General features: G+C 40.9%; 24 protein-coding genes and 2 tRNA genes. 14 read left to right on the top strand and 12 right to left on the bottom strand.

The annotated features are described in order from the left end of the window. Positions 1–2: 2 nt before the first annotated feature. The 6 genes from proQ to D0907_RS07505 all read right to left on the bottom strand — a co-directional run bounded on the left by proQ (position 3) and on the right by D0907_RS07505 (position 2293). Positions 3–656 carry an RNA chaperone ProQ gene (gene proQ / locus D0907_RS07530; protein ID WP_036968708.1) on the bottom strand — a complete coding sequence of 218 codons (654 nt, stop codon included), beginning with the start codon at positions 654–656 and terminating at the stop codon, positions 3–5. 14 nt (positions 657–670) lie between these two features. Further along, positions 671–949, bottom strand: coding sequence for a hypothetical protein (locus D0907_RS07525; RefSeq protein WP_036968711.1), 279 nt, complete (start codon positions 947–949; stop codon positions 671–673). After that, positions 946–1407, bottom strand: a complete 462-nt coding sequence (locus D0907_RS07520) for a GAF domain-containing protein (RefSeq protein ID WP_036968713.1) — start codon at positions 1405–1407, stop codon at positions 946–948. The genes D0907_RS07525 and D0907_RS07520 overlap by 4 nt, the downstream gene beginning before the upstream one ends. Before the next feature lie 125 nt (positions 1408–1532). Beyond that, positions 1533–1928 carry a hypothetical protein gene (locus tag D0907_RS07515; protein ID WP_036968716.1) on the bottom strand — a complete coding sequence of 132 codons (396 nt, stop codon included), beginning with the start codon at positions 1926–1928 and terminating at the stop codon, positions 1533–1535. Positions 1929–2069: 141 nt separating this feature from the next. Next, positions 2070–2160, bottom strand: a tRNA-Ser gene (locus D0907_RS07510). Between the two features lie 42 nt (positions 2161–2202). Continuing rightward, positions 2203–2293: transfer RNA gene (locus D0907_RS07505), tRNA-Ser, on the bottom strand. A gap of 257 nt (positions 2294–2550) precedes the next feature. Here D0907_RS07505 and D0907_RS07500 point away from each other — a divergent pair. The 12 genes from D0907_RS07500 (at position 2551) to D0907_RS07445 (ending at position 10850) form a co-directional block, all read left to right on the top strand. Beyond that, entirely contained in the window at positions 2551–3216 is a 666-nt protein-coding gene (locus tag D0907_RS07500) for a Bax inhibitor-1/YccA family protein (RefSeq protein WP_036968718.1), read from the top strand. Between the two features lie 55 nt (positions 3217–3271). Then, positions 3272–3625: a sulfurtransferase complex subunit TusD gene (gene tusD, locus D0907_RS07495; RefSeq protein WP_036968721.1), complete on the top strand. Its 354-nt coding sequence runs from the start codon at positions 3272–3274 to the stop codon at positions 3623–3625. After that, entirely contained in the window at positions 3622–3978 is a 357-nt protein-coding gene (gene tusC / locus D0907_RS07490; RefSeq protein WP_074988264.1) for a sulfurtransferase complex subunit TusC, read from the top strand. Before tusD ends, tusC begins: the two co-directional genes overlap by 4 nt. Further along, a complete protein-coding gene (gene tusB / locus D0907_RS07485) occupies positions 3975–4241 on the top strand; it encodes a sulfurtransferase complex subunit TusB (protein ID WP_065979864.1) in 267 nt (88 codons plus the stop codon). Before tusC ends, tusB begins: the two co-directional genes overlap by 4 nt. A 3-nt stretch (positions 4242–4244) precedes the next feature. Further along, positions 4245–4574: a sulfurtransferase TusE gene (tusE, locus tag D0907_RS07480; protein WP_036968729.1), complete on the top strand. Its 330-nt coding sequence runs from the start codon at positions 4245–4247 to the stop codon at positions 4572–4574. Further along, complete coding sequence (locus D0907_RS07475; protein WP_074988265.1) at positions 4574–5221, top strand: rRNA large subunit pseudouridine synthase E; 648 nt, start codon at positions 4574–4576, stop codon at positions 5219–5221. The genes tusE and D0907_RS07475 overlap by 1 nt, the downstream gene beginning before the upstream one ends. After that, positions 5214–5648, top strand: coding sequence for an NUDIX hydrolase (locus D0907_RS07470; RefSeq protein WP_036968734.1), 435 nt, complete (start codon positions 5214–5216; stop codon positions 5646–5648). Before D0907_RS07475 ends, D0907_RS07470 begins: the two co-directional genes overlap by 8 nt. A 209-nt stretch (positions 5649–5857) precedes the next feature. Further along, positions 5858–6958 carry a tRNA 2-thiouridine(34) synthase MnmA gene (gene mnmA / locus D0907_RS07465; RefSeq protein WP_036969226.1) on the top strand — a complete coding sequence of 367 codons (1101 nt, stop codon included), beginning with the start codon at positions 5858–5860 and terminating at the stop codon, positions 6956–6958. Beyond that, the gene (gene hflD / locus D0907_RS07460) at positions 6958–7560 is read left to right on the top strand and encodes a high frequency lysogenization protein HflD (protein ID WP_036968737.1); all 603 of its coding nucleotides are present in this window, start codon (positions 6958–6960) and stop codon (positions 7558–7560) included. Before mnmA ends, hflD begins: the two co-directional genes overlap by 1 nt. 33 nt (positions 7561–7593) lie before the next feature. Continuing rightward, positions 7594–8964 (top strand): adenylosuccinate lyase, encoded by a 1371-nt coding sequence (gene purB / locus D0907_RS07455; protein ID WP_036968740.1) that lies wholly within the window; start codon positions 7594–7596, stop codon positions 8962–8964. A gap of 269 nt (positions 8965–9233) precedes the next feature. Then, positions 9234–10379, top strand: coding sequence for a cupin domain-containing protein (locus tag D0907_RS07450; protein WP_074988266.1), 1146 nt, complete (start codon positions 9234–9236; stop codon positions 10377–10379). 12 nt (positions 10380–10391) lie between these two features. Continuing rightward, positions 10392–10850 (top strand): GNAT family N-acetyltransferase, encoded by a 459-nt coding sequence (locus D0907_RS07445; RefSeq protein ID WP_036968745.1) that lies wholly within the window; start codon positions 10392–10394, stop codon positions 10848–10850. A 68-nt stretch (positions 10851–10918) separates the two neighbouring features. On the opposite strand, the gene D0907_RS07440 is transcribed toward D0907_RS07445, so the two are convergent. The 6 genes from D0907_RS07440 to D0907_RS07415 form a co-directional block, all read right to left on the bottom strand. Continuing rightward, the gene (locus tag D0907_RS07440) at positions 10919–11365 is read right to left on the bottom strand and encodes a DUF4826 family protein (RefSeq protein ID WP_065979860.1); all 447 of its coding nucleotides are present in this window, start codon (positions 11363–11365) and stop codon (positions 10919–10921) included. A 103-nt stretch (positions 11366–11468) separates the two neighbouring features. Next, positions 11469–11999 carry a DUF924 family protein gene (locus D0907_RS07435; RefSeq protein ID WP_074988267.1) on the bottom strand — a complete coding sequence of 177 codons (531 nt, stop codon included), beginning with the start codon at positions 11997–11999 and terminating at the stop codon, positions 11469–11471. A gap of 17 nt (positions 12000–12016) precedes the next feature. Then, positions 12017–13261 (bottom strand): lipoprotein-releasing ABC transporter permease subunit, encoded by a 1245-nt coding sequence (locus tag D0907_RS07430; protein ID WP_074988268.1) that lies wholly within the window; start codon positions 13259–13261, stop codon positions 12017–12019. Then, a complete protein-coding gene (lolD, locus tag D0907_RS07425) occupies positions 13251–13949 on the bottom strand; it encodes a lipoprotein-releasing ABC transporter ATP-binding protein LolD (RefSeq protein ID WP_036968755.1) in 699 nt (232 codons plus the stop codon). The genes D0907_RS07430 and lolD overlap by 11 nt, the downstream gene beginning before the upstream one ends. After that, entirely contained in the window at positions 13942–15159 is a 1218-nt protein-coding gene (locus tag D0907_RS07420; RefSeq protein ID WP_036968758.1) for a lipoprotein-releasing ABC transporter permease subunit, read from the bottom strand. Before D0907_RS07420 ends, lolD begins: the two co-directional genes overlap by 8 nt. A gap of 89 nt (positions 15160–15248) precedes the next feature. Continuing rightward, on the bottom strand, positions 15249–16130 hold the full coding sequence (locus D0907_RS07415; protein WP_036968761.1) for a LysR family transcriptional regulator: 882 nt from the start codon (positions 16128–16130) through the stop codon (positions 15249–15251). Between the two features lie 108 nt (positions 16131–16238). Between D0907_RS07415 and D0907_RS07410 the strand changes: the two genes are divergently transcribed. After that, entirely contained in the window at positions 16239–17360 is a 1122-nt protein-coding gene (locus tag D0907_RS07410) for an S-(hydroxymethyl)glutathione dehydrogenase/class III alcohol dehydrogenase (protein ID WP_036968764.1), read from the top strand. A 54-nt stretch (positions 17361–17414) separates the two neighbouring features. Beyond that, complete coding sequence (gene fghA, locus D0907_RS07405; RefSeq protein WP_118844219.1) at positions 17415–18251, top strand: S-formylglutathione hydrolase; 837 nt, start codon at positions 17415–17417, stop codon at positions 18249–18251. Positions 18252–18792: the final 541 nt, after the last annotated feature.

Raw genomic sequence — 18792 nt, 5'->3', positions numbered from 1 at the left:
TATTAAATGATATACAGGCTGTCTGCTTTGGTCTTAACTTGCATTCCTGTTACTAACTCAACGTGAACTTCATCTTTATTCACTTCAGTAATAACTGCGTTTACAAGTGCTTGGCCAAGTTTAACTTTAACCTTGCTATTAACCTTGACCTCTGAGGCAGGTAATGGTTCAACTTTTCCTGAACGTTTTGCAGGAGCAGCTTTAGCTGGTTTAGTGTTAACTCTAGCGCCTTTATCGCCTGTTTTGGCATGCGAACCCGCATTCTTTTTGTAAGATTTTGTGTCTGCATCTTTACGTGGTGGACGCTGGGCTTTTTTGCGTTTAGCCATTTTTGCGCGGCTTTCTTCTAACGCTTTTTGAGCGTGCTCAATGTGCTCTTGTTCCACTTTTTCATCTTGATTACCATCAAGGTCAATACGGAACTCAGACTTTGTCACGGCTTCTAAATAGCGCCAGTTTGAGGTGTACTTTCTTAACGCTTGACGAACCTGAGTTTTACTTACTTTCTCAGAGCCTTCAATGCGCTCAGCGATATCTTTAAAGATACCCACTTTAAGCGGCTGAATGCCGTCTTTTTGTTTAAAACATTGTGGAAATTCTTGGTATAAGAAATCCAATACTTCATTAATATCTTTTAGCTTGTTTGTGGTTTCCATGTTAGAACCTTTTATTACATCTTTTCATCGAGCGATGAATCGACATAGTGTGTTACCCAGTCGGTTAACTCTTCGAAGTCCGCTTCAATAAGCGCTAAATCACCGCGAAGGTGTTCCCAAATACCATTTATAATTTCATCAATTGATTCACAGTCTAAGTCATCTGGAAGACGATCCCAAGCCATATGAATCAAGTCGTTGAGCCTTTCAGCTGCAACTTCTTCTTCCCCTTCCCAATCACCAACATCGTGAATGGCAAAAAGGTAATCTTGCACATTTAGCAGATCTTTCATTTCAGATTTGCCTCAAAGCATTTTACCAATGCTTCTAAACCAGCTTGATCATCAGTATCGAATCGACCGATGCTCGGACTATCGATATCAAGCACGGCAAACACGTGACCATCTTTGAAGATTGGTACAACAATTTCAGAGTTTGATGCTGCATCACAAGCAATATGACCTGCAAAAGCGTGAACATCTTCAACTAATTGTGTTTCTTGTGTTTGTGCCGCAGTCCCACATACCCCTTTTCCAACTGGAATACGGATACACGCAGGATTACCTTGAAACGGCCCTAGCACTAATTCTTCTGGCGAATCCAGTAAATAAAAGCCCGCCCAATTTATATCCTCTAATGAGGTAAATAACAACGCACTAATATTCGCCATATTAGCTATGACATTGGGTTCACCAGCGATCAGCGATTCAGTTTGTTTAACTAATGACTGGTAAAAATCTTGCTTTTGCATACCAAACTACTTCTTATTAAACATACAGTAGCTAAAGGTACTCTTTGTAGGCGATAAATGAAACCTTTTAAGGGCAAAAAAAAACATTTTGCCCTTAATTTCAGTCAGCTTGATTAAATATTCTGCTATTGATGAGATGTTTGAGATGGTAGACCCTGTCGCAAGCCAAATAAAAATAATCCTGCGGCCAATGCAGACATAATTGCATTTACAATAAACGCCATACCTGATGTCGCACTTAGCAAGTAACTAAAAATAGCACCCCCGAGTAAACCCAAAGTAAGAACGCCTGAATAGTTTACTTTTGCGTACTTGTACATAAGCAGATAACCAGGCACAACAAATGCTGCCATTGTAAGGCCAACAATATGTGCATTTGCAATCGCGTTCATAAATAAATTGAAAAAGATACGCCAGCCATTTCCTTCTAGCGTCAATGCGTAATACACACCGAGTACACAGCCAATAATGACGGGTGATAATAATGAAAGTCCTACACTCTTTGCTAAACGATGTTTCATAAATTCCCTAATTTCACAAAGATAATACGAGAAGTATTAAGCATGGACTAACTCGGTAGAATACGAAATATCGACCATAGTCGTAATTTAAAAACAGCAGAAACAAAAAAGCCGCTGAATTAGATTCAGCGGCTTTTATAATGGTGGAGAGATAGGGATTTGAACCCTAGAGGGGCTACAAACCCCTGCCGGTTTTCAAGACCGGTGCATTCGACCACTCTGCCATCTCTCCGAGTGCGGAAAAACTACTCGCTTTCGCCAGTAGTAAAAATAATGGTGGAGAGATAGGGATTTGAACCCTAGAGGGGCTACAAACCCCTGCCGGTTTTCAAGACCGGTGCATTCGACCACTCTGCCATCTCTCCGACGGCGTGCATAATAGATAAGGCAGCTTAGTTTGTGAAGCTTTTTTTTCAAAAAACTGTTTAAGTGATTAAAAAACAACTAAATCGTTCAGCAAAAACACAATGCGAGCCAAATTGTGAACAATCTGAACTTTTTTATTATTTATCGTGTCTATTGATCTACAAAGGTTTGCCCAAATATATAACTCTTGATAGGCTTAGTTCAGTTTAACTATTGGAACTAACGAACATATCAGTTCATTTAAGGAGCTCTAACAATGGCGTTTAATCAATCGTACAATACCGCTAGACCGGTTATGTCGACCATTGAAACAAATAAAGTACTAAAAAACACGTATTTTTTACTTGCTATGACGCTGGCTTTCAGTGCCATTACTGCAGGTATTTCAATGGCAATGAACCTACCTTACTTTATGGGTATAGTATTTAGCTTAGTTGCGTTTGGTGTGCTTTTTGTGGTGCATAAAAAGGCAGACAGCGCATCGGGTGTTGCATGGGTATTTGTTTTTACAGGGTTGATGGGAGCAGGCTTAGGTCCGATCCTTAACTACTACGCAGCAATGCCAAATGGTCCAATGCTTATTATGCAAGCACTGGGTTCAACCGCACTTATTTTCTTTGGTTTATCGGCGTATGCGCTAACGACCAAAAAAGATTTCTCATTTATGGGCGGCTTTTTAACCGTAGGCTTAATCGTTGTTATCATTGCAAGCTTAGTCAATTTATTCATCGGCAGCTCAATCACGTTTATGGTGATAAATGCAGCAGTTGTGTTAATTATGTCGGGTTTAATCTTGTTCGACACAAGCCGCATTATTAACGGCGGTGAAACAAACTACATTCGTGCCACCGTTGCACTGTACTTAAACGTGTATAACCTATTCACTTCGCTTCTACATCTACTTGGCGCAAGTGATGACTAATTAAATAGTTCTGTTAAAATAGCCCCTTTCTAGGGGCTTTTTTATTGGATGCGTTTTGGCACAATTTGTACTTTCACTTCACACCGCACCGACCGATCATGACTGTACGCAACGGCTGATTAAATTTACACAGGCTTGCCTTGATGCAGGGCACACAATTTCAGCTGTTTTTTTGTATCAAGCAGGTGTGTATCACGCCAGTCAACATTTAGAACTCGCCAGTGACGAGTTACCTGTTAGTCGTTTATGGCAAGAACTCAACGCTAAAAGTATCCCACTTTTACTGTGTGTTACCGCGGCAGAAAAGCGTGGTTTAGACATCGAAAATACAGGGGTATTCACCGTCGCAGGTCTGGCCGAGTTTGCTATGCTCGCTGCGGATGCTGATAAATGGGTGCAATTTAAATGAAGAACATTTTAGTAATTAGCCAACATGGCCCGTTTGACGATCAGCATATGCGTGAATCACTCGACACCACACTGATATTTGCTGCCATTGAGCAAAATATTAGTTGGTTACTCAGTGGCGATGCTGTACTGGCACTCAAAAAACACCAAAAACCTGAAGTATTGGGAATTAAAAACTATTTTAAAACCATTAAAACGCTTGAGTTATATGATGTTGAAAACATTTACGTTTGCGAAAAATCACTGATGGATTTTAATTTAACCAAAGATAATTTAATTATTGATGTAAAAGTCGCTAATTTTGAGCAGCAGCGCCTCTTAATAAGTCAGCAGCACCAGGTGGTGACTCTATGAGTACCTTGCATATCTTTTCAAAACCTTTGTCGCACTACTGCACCAATGCACTTGAAAATTTAATCAGCAGTGATGACACTGTGCTGCTTGTCGGTGATGCTTGCTACAACATTAAACAGTACAGACAATTTTCTGCTGCTTTGCATTTATTAAAAGAAGATGCCACTGCGCGTGCCATTACGCTTAGCGAATATGATGTCGATATTGACTACAACCAGTTTGTTGAACTGACTTTAACTAGCCAAAACACTATCACGTGGTAAACCATGCTCGAATTTAATAACAAACAAATAGACACTGATAAACAAGGTTATTTACTCAACAGCGCAGATTGGAGTGAAGCACTGGCTCCTATAATTGCTGAGCAAGAAAACATAACCCTGACTGCACAGCATTGGGAAGTCGTGCATTTTGTTCGTGACTTTTATTTAGAATACAACACCAGTCCAGCTATTCGTATGCTAGTAAAAGCAATGGCACAAAAACTCGGCGAAGAAAAAGGCAACAGCATGTATCTATATAAGCTGTTTCCAAAAGGCCCTGCGAAGCAAGCTACAAAAATTGCAGGTTTACCAAAGCCAGCAAGGTGTATTTAATGGCACACAAACCTACGAGTAAACCGCGTCGCAGTAATGGACGACGTTATTCAAGACCCACAGTAAAACGTGAAGTAAAAGAACCCTTAAGCCCAGAGCAACGCAAAGTTGTGCTGTTCAATAAGCCATTTGATGTATTGTGCCAGTTTACGGATGATCAAAATCGTAAAACTCTGGCTGATTTTATAAACATCAAAGACGTTTATGCTGCAGGTCGCCTCGACAGAGACAGCGAGGGCCTATTGCTACTCACCAATTGTGGAAAATTACAGCACACATTGACTGAGCCACATAAAAAGACCGCTAAAACTTACTGGGTGCAAGTCGAAGGCGATGTTACCGACGAAGCCATTTATGCGCTCAATAAAGGTATAGAGCTTAAAGATGGCATGACCAAACCAGCCAAAGTTAAACGCATTGATGAACCGACCTTGTGGCCTCGAACACCACCGGTAAGAGAGCGTAAAAACATTCCGACTAGTTGGCTTGAAATCTCAATAACTGAAGGACGAAATCGTCAAGTAAGGCGCATGACAGCCCATGTTGGTTTCCCGACCTTAAGACTTATCCGTTACAGCATTGGCAAATATACCCTTGCAGGATTAGCAAGTGGCGAATATAAAGTAGTGGATAACCCAGATGCATAAACCTCATGTCACTGTTGCCGCTATCGTTACCTGTCAAAACAAGTTTTTACTGGTAAAAGAGCGTGATAAACACACAGGCGAAATTTGTTACAATCAACCTGCAGGGCATTTAGAAGCACACGAGACCGTGAGCGAAGCAGCAAGTCGTGAACTATACGAAGAAACGGGTTTAACGCTCTCCCCTTCACATCTTGTGGGTATTTATAATCTGCATGCCACAAATGGTGTACACTACATGCGATTTAGTTTTGCGTTTAGTTGCGCTGAGCAGCTCCCCCCTTCACCTATTGATAGCGATATTATAAGCGCTCACTGGTTCAGCTTAGACGCCATAAAAGAGCTGCCACTCAGAAGCCCTCTGGTTTTAAAGTGTATTGAAGATCATCTCGCAGGACATGCCTATCCACTGAGCCTGATTTACCAATAACGACGCGTGTTATTTACCAATAATGACGATTGTTTTGATTAACACTGTTAAATAAAAGCGATTTATTACAGTAACAAGCAAATAACCACTATTTGCAATCAATAGCGCTCCTAAATTACGTTTAATCCTAACTGAAACTCGCATCTTGAAGTGGTTTGGGTATATAATATCGGCCTTTCCACAGCAGTTAAAAAATGACAGCGAATATTATGAGCGAAAATAGTCACATTAAAGTCATCGTTGGTATGTCCGGCGGTGTTGATTCTTCTGTATCAGCGTATTTATTAAAGCAACAAGGCTATCAAGTAGAAGGCCTGTTCATGAAAAACTGGGAAGAAGACGATAATGATGAATATTGCGCTGCTGCAGAAGATCTTAAAGACGCACAAGCCGTGTGCGATAAACTAGGTATTGAACTACATACTGTTAACTTTGCAGCAGAATACTGGGATAACGTGTTTGAGTACTTTTTAGCAGAGTACAAAGCAGGTCGCACACCTAATCCAGACATCATGTGTAACAAAGAAATTAAATTCAAAGCCTTTCTAGAATTTGCAGCTGAAGCGCTAGGTGCCGATTATATCGCCACGGGTCATTATGTGCGCCGTGAAAAGCGAGACGACAAATATGTTATGTGCCGTGGCCTTGATGACAACAAAGATCAAAGCTACTTTTTATACACACTAAGTCATGAGCATATTGCACAAACACTTTTCCCTGTTGGTGATATTGCCAAGCCAGACGTTCGTCGCATTGCCGAAGAACAAGATTTAATAACGCACGATAAAAAAGATAGCACCGGTATTTGCTTTATTGGTGAGCGTAAATTTAAAGACTTTTTACAAAAATTCTTACCGGCACAACCGGGCAAAATTGAAGACACTGATGGTAACGAAGTCGGTGAGCACGAAGGTCTTATGTACCATACCCTTGGCCAACGAAAAGGCCTGTTAATTGGCGGTATGAAAGAAGGTTCAGGCGAGCCTTGGTATGTTGTAGACAAAGACATTACACGCAATGTTTTAGTGGTTGGTCAAGGTAAAGATCACCCTCGCTTATACAGTAATGGCTTAAATGCTAACCAACTTCACTGGGTTGACCGTGTTGGGCCAAAAGGCACGACGCGTTGTACAGTGAAAACACGCTATCGCCAAGAAGACATCAGCTGTACATTGCTGGTTGGTAAAGATGGTATGGCACGCGTATTATTCGATGAGCCACAAAAAGCAGTGACACCAGGCCAATCAGCCGTTTTTTATGCTGACGAAGTATGCCTCGGTGGCGGTATTATCGATTCGGTGATCAAATAATGACAGAGCACCAAGTCATGGCATTAGCCGCCATGTGTCAAGTTGCTAAACAGGTTCAAAAAGTAGCGCAATATGGCAGTGGTAGCGATCACGAATTAGAAAAATTACTCAACTGTATTGTAGAAACGTCACCGAATACCCCTGAAGATGTATACCAGGGAAAACATAATTTACGTGAGGGTTATCGCGTGTTGACTGCCCAGCTTTCAGCAGGCGCCGACAAAGACGTTGAAATCGTAAAGTATGTAGGTGGCTTAATGCAGTTAGAACGTGCATTAAGTGCAAAACAAAACAGTTTAAATGAATTAGGTCGACGTATCGATGATGTAAAACGACGCCTCGACCATTTTGCAATCACAGATGATACCGTGGTCGCAGCGCTTGCCGATATTTACTCATCGGTGCTAAGCCCCCTTGGGCATCGTATTCAAGTGTACGGCAAGCCAGAGTTATTAAAGCAGCAACTCACGCAAAACAAAATCCGCGCTCTCCTTTTAGCCGGAATTCGTAGTGCCGTGTTATGGCGACAAATGGGCGGTAAACGCCGTCACTTTTTCTTTGCGAAAAGAAAAATTCTCGCTATTGCTAAACAGTATATTTAATTATCGTTCAAACTAGACAATTTAGGAGTCATTATGGAGCTTTCAGCGTTAACCGCTATCTCTCCGGTAGATGGTCGCTATGGCAGCAAGACCACGGAACTACGCAGCATTTTCAGCGAATTTGGTTTAATCAAATACCGTGTAACTGTTGAGGTTCGTTGGTTACAAGCCTTGTCTGCAGCAAGCGCAATCACAGAAGTACCGGCATTTAGCGACGAGGCTAATGCTTTACTTAATGCCATTGTTGATAACTTTAGCGAAGCTGACGCAGCACGCGTTAAAGAAATCGAGCGCACAACTAACCACGACGTTAAAGCCGTTGAATATCTACTGAAAGAAAAAGTAGCTGACAACGCAGAGCTTAACGCAGTGAATGAGTTTATTCATTTCGCATGTACATCAGAAGACATTAACAACCTATCTCACGGCTTAATGTTAACTGAAGCGCGTGACAAAGTGTTACTTCCTTACTGTGATCAACTCCTAAATGCTTTAAAAGAAAAAGCAGTTGAATATAAATCTGTTGCTATGATGACTCGTACACACGGTCAGCCTGCAACACCTTCAACAATGGGTAAAGAGTTTGCAAACGTCTACATGCGCTTAAAGCGTCAACGTGACCAAATTGCTCAAGTTGAAATGCTAGGTAAAATCAACGGTGCAGTAGGTAACTACAATGCCCACCTAAGTGCATACCCAGATTACGATTGGCACAACCATGCTGAACAATTCGTTACGAGTCTTGGTTTAACATTTAACCCATTCACAACACAAATCGAGCCACACGATTATATTGCAGAGCTTTTTGATGCAATTGCACGTTTCAATACTGTGCTACTTGATTTTGACCGTGACGTTTGGGGTTACATTGCTCTTAATCACTTTAAACAAAAAACGATTGCGGGTGAAATTGGTTCATCAACAATGCCACATAAAGTAAACCCGATCGATTTTGAAAATTCTGAAGGTAACTTAGGTATTGCAAATGCAATCTTTGCTCACCTTGCGCAAAAACTGCCTGTATCTCGCTGGCAACGTGACCTAACTGATTCAACCGTTTTACGTAACCTGGGTGTGGGCATGGGCTATACCCTAATTGCTTATCAAGCAACGTTAAAAGGTGTTAGCAAACTTGAAGTTAACGAACCGCGCCTTTTAGAAGAACTTGATCAAAACTGGGAATTACTTGCTGAGCCTATTCAAACAGTCATGCGTAAATACGGTATCGAAAAGCCGTACGAAAAGCTTAAAGACTTAACACGTGGTAAACGTGTTAACAAAGAAATCATGGCTGATTTCATTGATGGTCTTGATTTACCAGAAGAAGCAAAAGTTGAAATGAAAAAATTGACACCGGCAAACTATATTGGCCGTGCTGTTGAGTTCATTGATAACTTAGCATAAATTGCGTATGTGACTTTAAAAAGCGAAAGGCCTTCCTTTCGCTTTTTTATTACTTTTAATCATGCCAACTTGCTCAATTAATACCATCTTGCTTACTTAAGTGGTTTATTTTGAGGCAATAAAACCGCGTTGATAACAGGCAAAAATTTAGTTATTTAGTTGTTCTAAATCAGAAATTTTAACGCTGGTAGCGACTGGTTTAATCACTCAAGATGATTAAGTATTTTTGCACATTGGTATAACTCAACAGCTTGGTATTAGGTACCTATATGTATCAACTAACTATTAATTCGCTTACTCCGCAGCAATTCCTAAGCGAGTATTGGCAGAAAAAACCGCTACTTATTAAACAAGGTTTTAGTGATTTTCAAGATCCAATTGAGCCAGAGGAGTTAGCTGGACTTGCAATGGAAGACAGCATTGAGTCACGTATCATCACCAATCATGCTGATGACTGGCAGGCATACCACGGCCCATTCGAAGACTTTAGCTTACTAACAGAAAAGAATGCCACATTGCTAGTACAAGCCGTTGATCATTGGCATGCAGATGCAGCTCAATTACTTGAACCATTTCGTTTTATTCCAAACTGGCGAATTGATGATCTGATGATAAGTTACTCAACACCAGGGGGTGGCGTGGGTCCGCATCTAGACCAATATGATGTATTTATCATTCAAGGTCTTGGCAAACGTCATTGGCGTGTTGGTTTACCTGATGCAAACTTAAAACAATTCGCTCAAAATAAAAGTCTACTTCAAGTAGAACAATTCCCTGCTGTAATTGATTGTGTATTAGAGCCTGGCGATATTTTGTATATTCCTCCAGGTTGCCCACATGAAGGCTATGCAGTTGAAAATGCTCTTAACTACTCAGTGGGTTTTAGAGCACCTAATCAACGAGACTTACTCTCACAATTTGCCGATCACCTAATTGATACTGAACTTGGCAATACACGCTATGGCGATAGCAAGCTGACACTGCGCGATTCTAAAGGTGAGCTAAACAACCTAGAAGCCGAGCAAATTAAACAGCTCATGATCGCAGCCATCGATGATAATACAGTGTTTAAAACCTGGCTTGGTAACAGTTTAAGTCAACCAAAACACGATATGGACTTAGCGCCTTTAGAAGAGCCCTACACGGTTGATCAAGTACGTGAGCTGCTCACTGATGAAACGCTGGTTTTTGAACGTTTAGGTGGTACACGCGCTATTTATCAAATTATTGATGATAAAGTTCTTTTAAGTGTTAACGGTATAAACTACCTGCATGAAATGAGTGCACTTGCCGATATCAAAAGGCTTACAGACCAAAGCTGGCTGACAGCAGACGATATAAATAGTTCAAAAAATAACCACGACTTTTTAAAAACATTTACTACACTTTTAAATGAGGGTATTTGGTTTTGTTAGGAGCGTGTGCTTATGGGGTATCATATTGACGAAGTTGAATGGAGTATCGACAAGGAACTCTTACAACGGATCAGAGAACGTGTATTTGTATATGAGCTTCATATACCAAAACACGTTGAATTTGATCATTTAGATAAAACAGCCCATCACGTGCTCGTTACAGACGATGGAAAATGCCCAGTTGCCACTGGGCGTTTGTGTAATGATGGCTTGATTGGGCGCATTGCCGTCTTACCAGAGCATCGCAACCGTTCGGTCTATAAATCACTGCTAACCTACTTAGTTAATATGGCTGAAAAGCAAGGCTGTGATTGCGTCAGTATTAATTGTATTTTAAATGAAGTTGAACGATTTAAACGAAATGGTTTTGCTGCTGATGGCTTAGTATTTATGGAAGCGGGTATTCCTAGACAGCGAATGCTTTGCCCTATAAAACAGTTTGATACGCGACCATTCACGATGGTTCATTAGTGACTTTTGTCATTTTCATAAAAAAGCTGAATAAAATTATTCAGCTTTTTTTTATAATTAAAATGCGATTACGCGGGCTCATTCTGCCACATTTCATCTTTTTCGAATAACTCATACAAACCATGAGCGCGATTAATCAGTAGGTTAGCAAAATCAACTTTCGTTTTATCTGTTGCACCAGATTCCATCAACTGATCTGCTTTTAATTGCCACTGCATTGAGAAATAACGTAAGACTTCGCGTGGGTTTGCAGCCGCGCCCGCTTCAGCATGATCGGTAGGCAATCGACCCGTAATCACCCAATAACTTTTACCATTTTGCGCTTTGAACTTCCAAATTGCGACTAGCGGTGCAATAAAACGGCTTTCTTTTTCAACAACAGTTTGCGGTATAACACCTTTTTCAGCTAAGTGCTTTTGTGCATTTTGGAAACATTCTCTTTGCCAAATAACACTTTGCTTTTGTGCTTCTGCTTGTTCTTCAGGTGTTAATGGTCTCGCTTGTTTTTGTTCCATGATGGTTACTCTTTTACAACATTTCAGACACTTTAAGGCTTAATATTGAGCTGTGCAAGTGTTTAGGGGTAAACGAAGTGCATTTGGATATTATTCACCCAAGTTAAAAGGAAGAGCCCGGTTCCGTTAAAAATTGCAGCTCTTCTTGCGTTGATTCTCGCCCTAAAATGGCATTTCGGTGGGGATAACGACCAAATCTATCAATGATCAACTTGTGTTTTAGTTCAAATTCATAATTAGGCAGGCCCCTAAATAATTGTAAGGCCTGCTGATGAATCGCTTTTGATTCACTGTGCATAAAAGGCATATAAATAAAGGCTGCTTGTTCAGTCGGTAGTGCCTTGTCAAAGCCTAATTCGATTGCACGCTGAGCAAGAGTTAGCGCTTGGGCATCTTGGCTAAAAGCACGCGGTGAATTGCGATAAATATTACGAGAGAACTGATCTAAAACAATGATTTCTGCTAAAGAGCCTATCGCATCGACTCGCCAATTAGCGCACTCTCCTGCTATTACCTGCAAAAGTAACGGTGCGTATTTATCAGTAATTAACCTATCTAATTCATCGGACTGCTGATACCAAGCCGAAGGCCCTAAATCATTAAACCAAAAATCAATAACTGATTGCTTATCCATGCACTCGTCTCCTACATTTAATTGCCTAGCACTTTTGCTGGGTCTACACGGGTGGCTTGCCATGCAGGATATAAAGTGGCCAGTATCGCTAACACAAAGGTCACAATAACGGTGATCACAATATCTTGCCAGACTAATTTACTGGGTAAAAACTCAATAAAATAAACACCTTGTAAAGGGTTGTCGCCCAAAAGGTTACTCAGCCAAGTAAATAATTCGCTGATATTTAACGCCACCATCACACCGATAATAGTGCCAAGTACAACCCCTATTAGCGCCTGTGTAAATCCCTGCATCACAAACGTTGCTAAAATAGTACTGTCTTGTGCGCCCATGGTTTTTAGAATGGCAATATTTGCTTGTTTTTCGCGTACCTCCATCACCAAAGATGACACGATATTAAAGCTCGCCACAGCAATGATTAAAAACACCACAATATAAACAATGGTGCGCACCATTTGAATGTCTTGATACAAGCTGCCCTGCGTTCTAAACCAACTCGAGACATACACATAATCAGGGATAACTTGGCCAACACGCATCGCGATTTGATGAGCATTAAAAACATCATCCACTTTTAAACGTAAACCTGTAACCTGATCTTCACTAAAACCCAATACTGATTGTGCTTTATCTAAACGAATAAAAGCAGCCGTTTCATCAATAGGTCCACCCATGTTAATAATGCCAGCCAAGTTTAAACTAACCCGTTTTGGCGCAAGCAAGGTGTTACTTTGCTGGTTAATTTGCGGGATTAACAAAGTAACAGGATCCCCTATTTTCAGCCCTAGTTTATTAACAACTTGCTGACCTAAGAGAATATCTTCTTGTTGCAGCTGGCTAACCAGTCGGCCTTGAGTAAATTGATTAATCGCTGATACTTGGTTTTCAAATTCGCTAGCAACTCCACGTACCTCAACAGCTTTTAAATCACTTTTAAATTGCGCCATGCCATTCACGCTAATAAAAGGCGCCGCTCCCACTACACCAGATTGCGAGTTAAGTAGGCTTACTTTTGACTGCCAATTATTAATCGGTTTATTCGGCGCAACATATTCAACCTGAGGCACGACAGACAGTAAACGATGAACAAGCTGTTGCTCAAAACCATTAATAACCGAAAGGGCAACGATTAAAACCGCCACGCCCAATAAAATACCAATTGTCGATGCTTTAGCTATAAAGCTAACAAAACCGTTTTGCCCATCTTTGTGTCCTGAGTGCGCTCTAAAACGCTTCGAAATAAACGCACTAAGCAACATGCTGAGACTCTTTAATCGCTAATTTTCCATCGTCAAGATAAGCAATCTTGCCAAGCTTATCAGCAAGTTCTAAATCGTGTGTTACCACCACAAAGCTGGTTTTTAAGCTGCTGTTTAACTCTTTAATGAGGTCGTATATTTTAATCGCATTTTGCTTATCTAAGTTGCCGGTAGGCTCATCGGCAAGCACTAAAGCGGGCTCTGTCACCAATGCACGCGCAATTGCGACACGCTGACGCTCACCACCAGACAAAGCCGATGGTTTATGTTCACTACGATGAGACAACCCTACTTTATCAAGCATAACCCGTGCTTTTTCAGTCGCGTCCTTGGCACTTAATCCCTTTATGAGTAACGGCATTGCAACGTTTTCAACTGCCGTAAACTCCATTAATAAATGATGAAATTGATAAATAAACCCTAAATTCTCATTACGGAAATTAGCTTGTTGCTTACGATTTAGTTTACCGACTTGTTTACCTTTAATTTCAACTTTACCGTCTGTGGCACCATCAAGCGTACCTAAAATATGTAGTAACGTGCTTTTTCCTGAACCCGAGCTGCCAACAACAGCGAGCATTTCACCTTGCTCTAAGCTCAAGTTAACCCCTTTTAATACTGCAACTTGGTTTTCGCCATCTTGATACACTTTATTAAGCTGCTGACACTTGATTACTAACTCACTCATAACGTAATACCTCTGCTGGGTTCACTTTTGCAGCTTTACGGGCAGGATACAACGTTGCTAAAAAGCTCATTGCAATACTACCGGCGGCAATTAGGCTTAAACTGACTACATCAAATTTAACAGGTAAACGCATGCCTGCGAGTAAATTGATGCCAAACATATTCAATAATTCATTAATGTACTGACTAAACAACACACCCAGTAATGCACCAATGCTGGTGCCAATTAAACCGTTATACAGACCTTGGATCATAAATACATTTTGTACTTGTGCTGGTGTTAGCCCTAAGGTTTGCAAAATAGCGACTTCACTTTGCTTTTCACTCACCATCATGGTTAAAGCCGAGACGATATTAAACACCGCAACTAATACTATTAATCCCAGTAACATAGACATGATGCGCTTTTCCATGGCCACTGCTGCGAATAAGGTGCCTTGGCTATCGCGCCAGTCTGTGTGTTCAACGTCTTTAAATATAGACGCATGACTTTTAAGCACCTGCTCAACGGCAAATGGTTCATGCAAAGAAACACTCAAATTAGGGGCAACTGATTGTGAGAGCTTTAAAACACGCTGCAATGAATAGCCGCTAGTAAATGCAAGTGACATATCGATTTCAGATTGTGTTTCGTACAGCGCTGCAACCGTAAATAAACGCTGGCTAGGTACTCGACCAAGCGGAGTATAGGTGCTTGCATTTGGCATGATCACCCGTACTTTGTCACCCAACGAAATACCCAGTTTACGACTTAAATAACGGCTTATTGCTATGTGATAATTTTCATCCATGACTAGTGACCAATTACCTGCCACTATTTTTTCTTTAATGTTATATAACGAGCTCCCATCATCATATAAGCCTTGTAAGAGCACACCATGAAGGTCTTGATTAGTTTGTAAAATAGCCTCTCCATGACGATACAAATTGACTTGTTTTACAGCAGGAGACTCCGACAGCTGTGACTTAATACGCGACATGGCTTCTTTAGACTGTGACTTAGCGTCCACTTCAATATGCGGGATCAAACCTAACATATTAGTCTTGAGGTTATTTTCAAAACCATTCATCACAGAGCTTACGGTAAATAGAGCCATTAAACCGATAGCAATGCCCGCAATAGAAAAAAACGAAATAAAAGAGATAAAGGCGTTGCCCTTTGAGGAGCGGCTATATCTCAGCCCTATAAAAAGGCTAACAGGTTGAAACATAAGTAATTATAGGTTTTACAAGGGCTAAATATGCGCTCATGTTAGCATATATTTAGCCATGATGGGATTATCGAATTTGTAAAAAATAATTATAAATCTGATACTTGAACAGTTTCTATTAAGTGGTCTAATAATGCTTTTACATTCGTTGCAATAAATTGCCTTGGCGGATATACCCCCCAAACGCCTTCAGGTGCGGGGGCAACATTGGAAAGCACCGCGACTAATTGACCTGACTGCAAATATTTATCCACGTAATAATCTGGTAGCTGCACAATGCCTAAACCTTTAATAGCAGCATCAACCAAAGCCCAGCCACTATTACACTGTAATCGACCCGCCACTTTAATATGTTTATCTTGAAGTTGATCTTTCACACGCCAGTAACTGTTATTTCCAATTAAACAGTGGTGCTGATGAAGTTCACTCACACTATGAGGCTGACCATAGTTATTGATATAGTCTGGGCTACAACAAATCACTAAACGTCGCTGACTTATCCGTCTGGCTTTTAATGATGAATCCTTTAAATGCCCTAACCGAATTGCCAGATCAAATCCCTCATCTAATAAATTGACTTGTTCATTGCTCAAATGGCTAATGACTTCAATATCAGGATGTTTCTGCATAAATGTATGGACAGCAGGCATAATGTAGCTTTCGCCATACATCACTGGTGCAGTTAATTTAATTGTCCCTTTTGGCGTCAGTTGCTGTTCAGCCAAAAGTGCCGTGGCGTCGTCCATCGCATTTTGCAATTGTTTAGTTTGATGAGCAAACACTTCACCTTCTTGGGTAAGTACCACCTTGCGCGTTGTCCGAGTAAGCAATTGCGTATTTAAACGCTCTTCTAATTGGCTCACATAGCGACTGACATGCGCCACTGACATCCCTAATAATCGACTTGCTTTAGTAAAGCTGCCTGTTTCAGCGACGGCTAAAAACTCATCAATTCCATGCCAACGATTCATTATTACCATACTGTAAAAGTGTTTTAATAAATCGAAGATTATCATCCATTGAGAAATAAATAAAATAGTCTATGTTAATTATCTACTACCTACAAATAAGGGAACGTTATGACTGATTTTATTAAATCAAAAGCAGCAATTGCTTGGGGACCAAACCAACCTCTATCGATTGAAGAAGTCGATGTGATGATGCCTAAAAAAGGCGAAGTGCTTGTAAAAATTGTAGCAACCGGTGTTTGTCACACAGACGCATTCACTTTATCTGGTGAAGATCCTGAAGGTATTTTCCCTGCTATTCTCGGCCATGAAGGCGGCGGTATTGTAGAGGCTGTAGGTGAAGGTGTAACTCACGTTGAAGTCGGCGACCACGTCATTCCTCTTTACACCGCTGAATGTGGCGAGTGTAAGATGTGTAAATCGGGTAAAACAAACCTGTGTTCAGCTGTTCGTGAAACACAAGGTAAAGGTTTAATGCCAGATGGCACCACTCGTTTTTATAAAGACGGTCAACCAATTTATCATTATATGGGTTGCTCAACGTTTTCTGAATACACTGTACTTCCTGAAATTTCACTCGCAAAAGTGAGTAAAGAAGCCCCGCTTGAAGAAATTTGCCTACTTGGCTGTGGCGTAACAACAGGTATGGGGGCGGTTACTAAAACTGCTAAAGTACAACAAGGTGACACGGTTGCTATATTTGGTCTTGGCGGCATTGGTTTATCTGCTATTATCGGTGCAAAAATGGCAGGCGCTAGTCGTATTATCGGTATTGATATTAATACCAGCAAATTTGAACTGGCTACTAAGCTTGGCGCCACAGATTTGATCAATCCAAATGATTTCGATAAACCAATTCAAGAAGTGATTGTTGAAATGACCGACGGCGGTGTCGATTTCTCATTTGAGTGTATCGGTAACGTAAACGTAATGCGCTCTGCACTTGAGTGTTGTCATAAAGGCTGGGGTGAATCAGTTATTATTGGTGTTGCAGGCGCAGGCCAAGAAATTTCAACACGCCCTTTCCAACTTGTAACAGGCCGCGTATGGCGTGGAAGCGCATTTGGTGGAGTAAAAGGCCGTTCTGAATTACCTGAAATAGTAGAACGATATATGAAGGGTGAATTTGCACTTAATGACTTCATCACACACACCATGAAACTTGAAGATATTAATGAAGCCTTTGACTTAATGCACGAAGGTAAGAGTATCCGCTCTGTTATTCATTACTAATCATTAATAAGCGCCTTGATTTAAAAAGGCGCTTTCATTTTCAAGGATGCTGATATGCTCGAAAATATAAGCTCAACAAAAGTCAGCGGTGGTTGGCATAAGCAATACACGCATCAAGCGAGCAGTACACACTGCGCAATGCGTTTTGCTATATTTTTACCACCGGGTGCAAGTGAAACCAATAAAGTACCTGTGATGTATTGGTTGTCAGGCCTTACTTGTACTGATGAAAACTTTATGCAAAAAGCCGGTGCCTTTAAAAAAGCCGCCGAACTGGGCATTGCTATTGTCGCACCTGATACAAGCCCGCGTGGCGACACCGTACCTGACGACGAAAGCTACGATTTTGGTCAAGGTGCAGGCTTTTATGTTAACGCAACACAAGCCCCCTACAATGTACATTACAATATGTATGATTATGTTGTGACTGAGTTGCCAGCGTTAATTGAAGCGCACTTCCCTGTTACTGATAAAAAAGCGATTGCAGGTCACTCAATGGGAGGGCACGGCGCCCTGATGATTGCGCTTAAAAATCCAAAACAGTTTGTCAGCGCAAGCGCATTTAGCCCTATCGTCAACCCTATTAATTGCCCATGGGGTGAAAAAGCATTTAGTCATTACTTAGGGACTGACAAAGCGGCGTGGCGCAATTACGATAGCTGCGAGCTCATGAAACAAGCAAGCCCAGAAGATTATTTACCGCTGCGTATTGATCAAGGCGAAGCTGACAACTTTTTAGTTGAACAACTAAAAACAGAAAACTTGTTTTTGGTCGTCAATGAAAAAGATTACCCCGCTGAAATAAATATGCATGCTGGCTATGATCACAGTTACTATTTTATTAGTAGCTTTATTGATGAACATTTAGAGTTTCATCACCGTCACCTGTAGTGTACTTAGTGTGAGGATATAACTTCCTCACACGCTTTCAACAAAGCAAACAGATAGGCGCTAACGGTTGGAGCCTTGCTTTTTGTTACTATCTTACTTACCTGAGAATAAAGTAGCTGAAAATACTCACCCACAACTATTAAAGTATATCCTCAAAAATTATAAGTCGATTTAATTGCAACATGGCAGTTATATTTTTAAGACTTATTCAACAACAAACCACTGTAAATAAAGCTATTTTCACCTTATTCCCTCACGAAATTACCTAATTTAAAGCGCAAGCAAACTCTAATGTGAGCGCCCTGCGATAAATACGTGCATCCTTTTTCTCTCGCTTGCGTCTCTAGTAGTGAAGTGAATGTTTAATCACAAAATAAGGAAGCAAGATAATGAGTACAACTAACAACACCAGTAACCCCGATACTAGCAGTAACTGCGACGAGCCCTGTGTCTGTAACAATGAAAGTAACTGTAACAATGACTGTGACAGTAGCTGTAATTGTAACTGCAACTGTGCTAACAATGAGTGCCAAACCTTACA

Origin of the sequence: Pseudoalteromonas lipolytica (assembly GCF_003515105.1) — a bacterium.
In the GTDB taxonomy this organism is placed as follows: Bacteria; Pseudomonadota; Gammaproteobacteria; order Enterobacterales; family Alteromonadaceae; genus Pseudoalteromonas; species Pseudoalteromonas lipolytica.
Note: the sequence above shows the minus strand (reverse complement) of the source record. Positions and strands in the feature narration are given on the sequence as shown.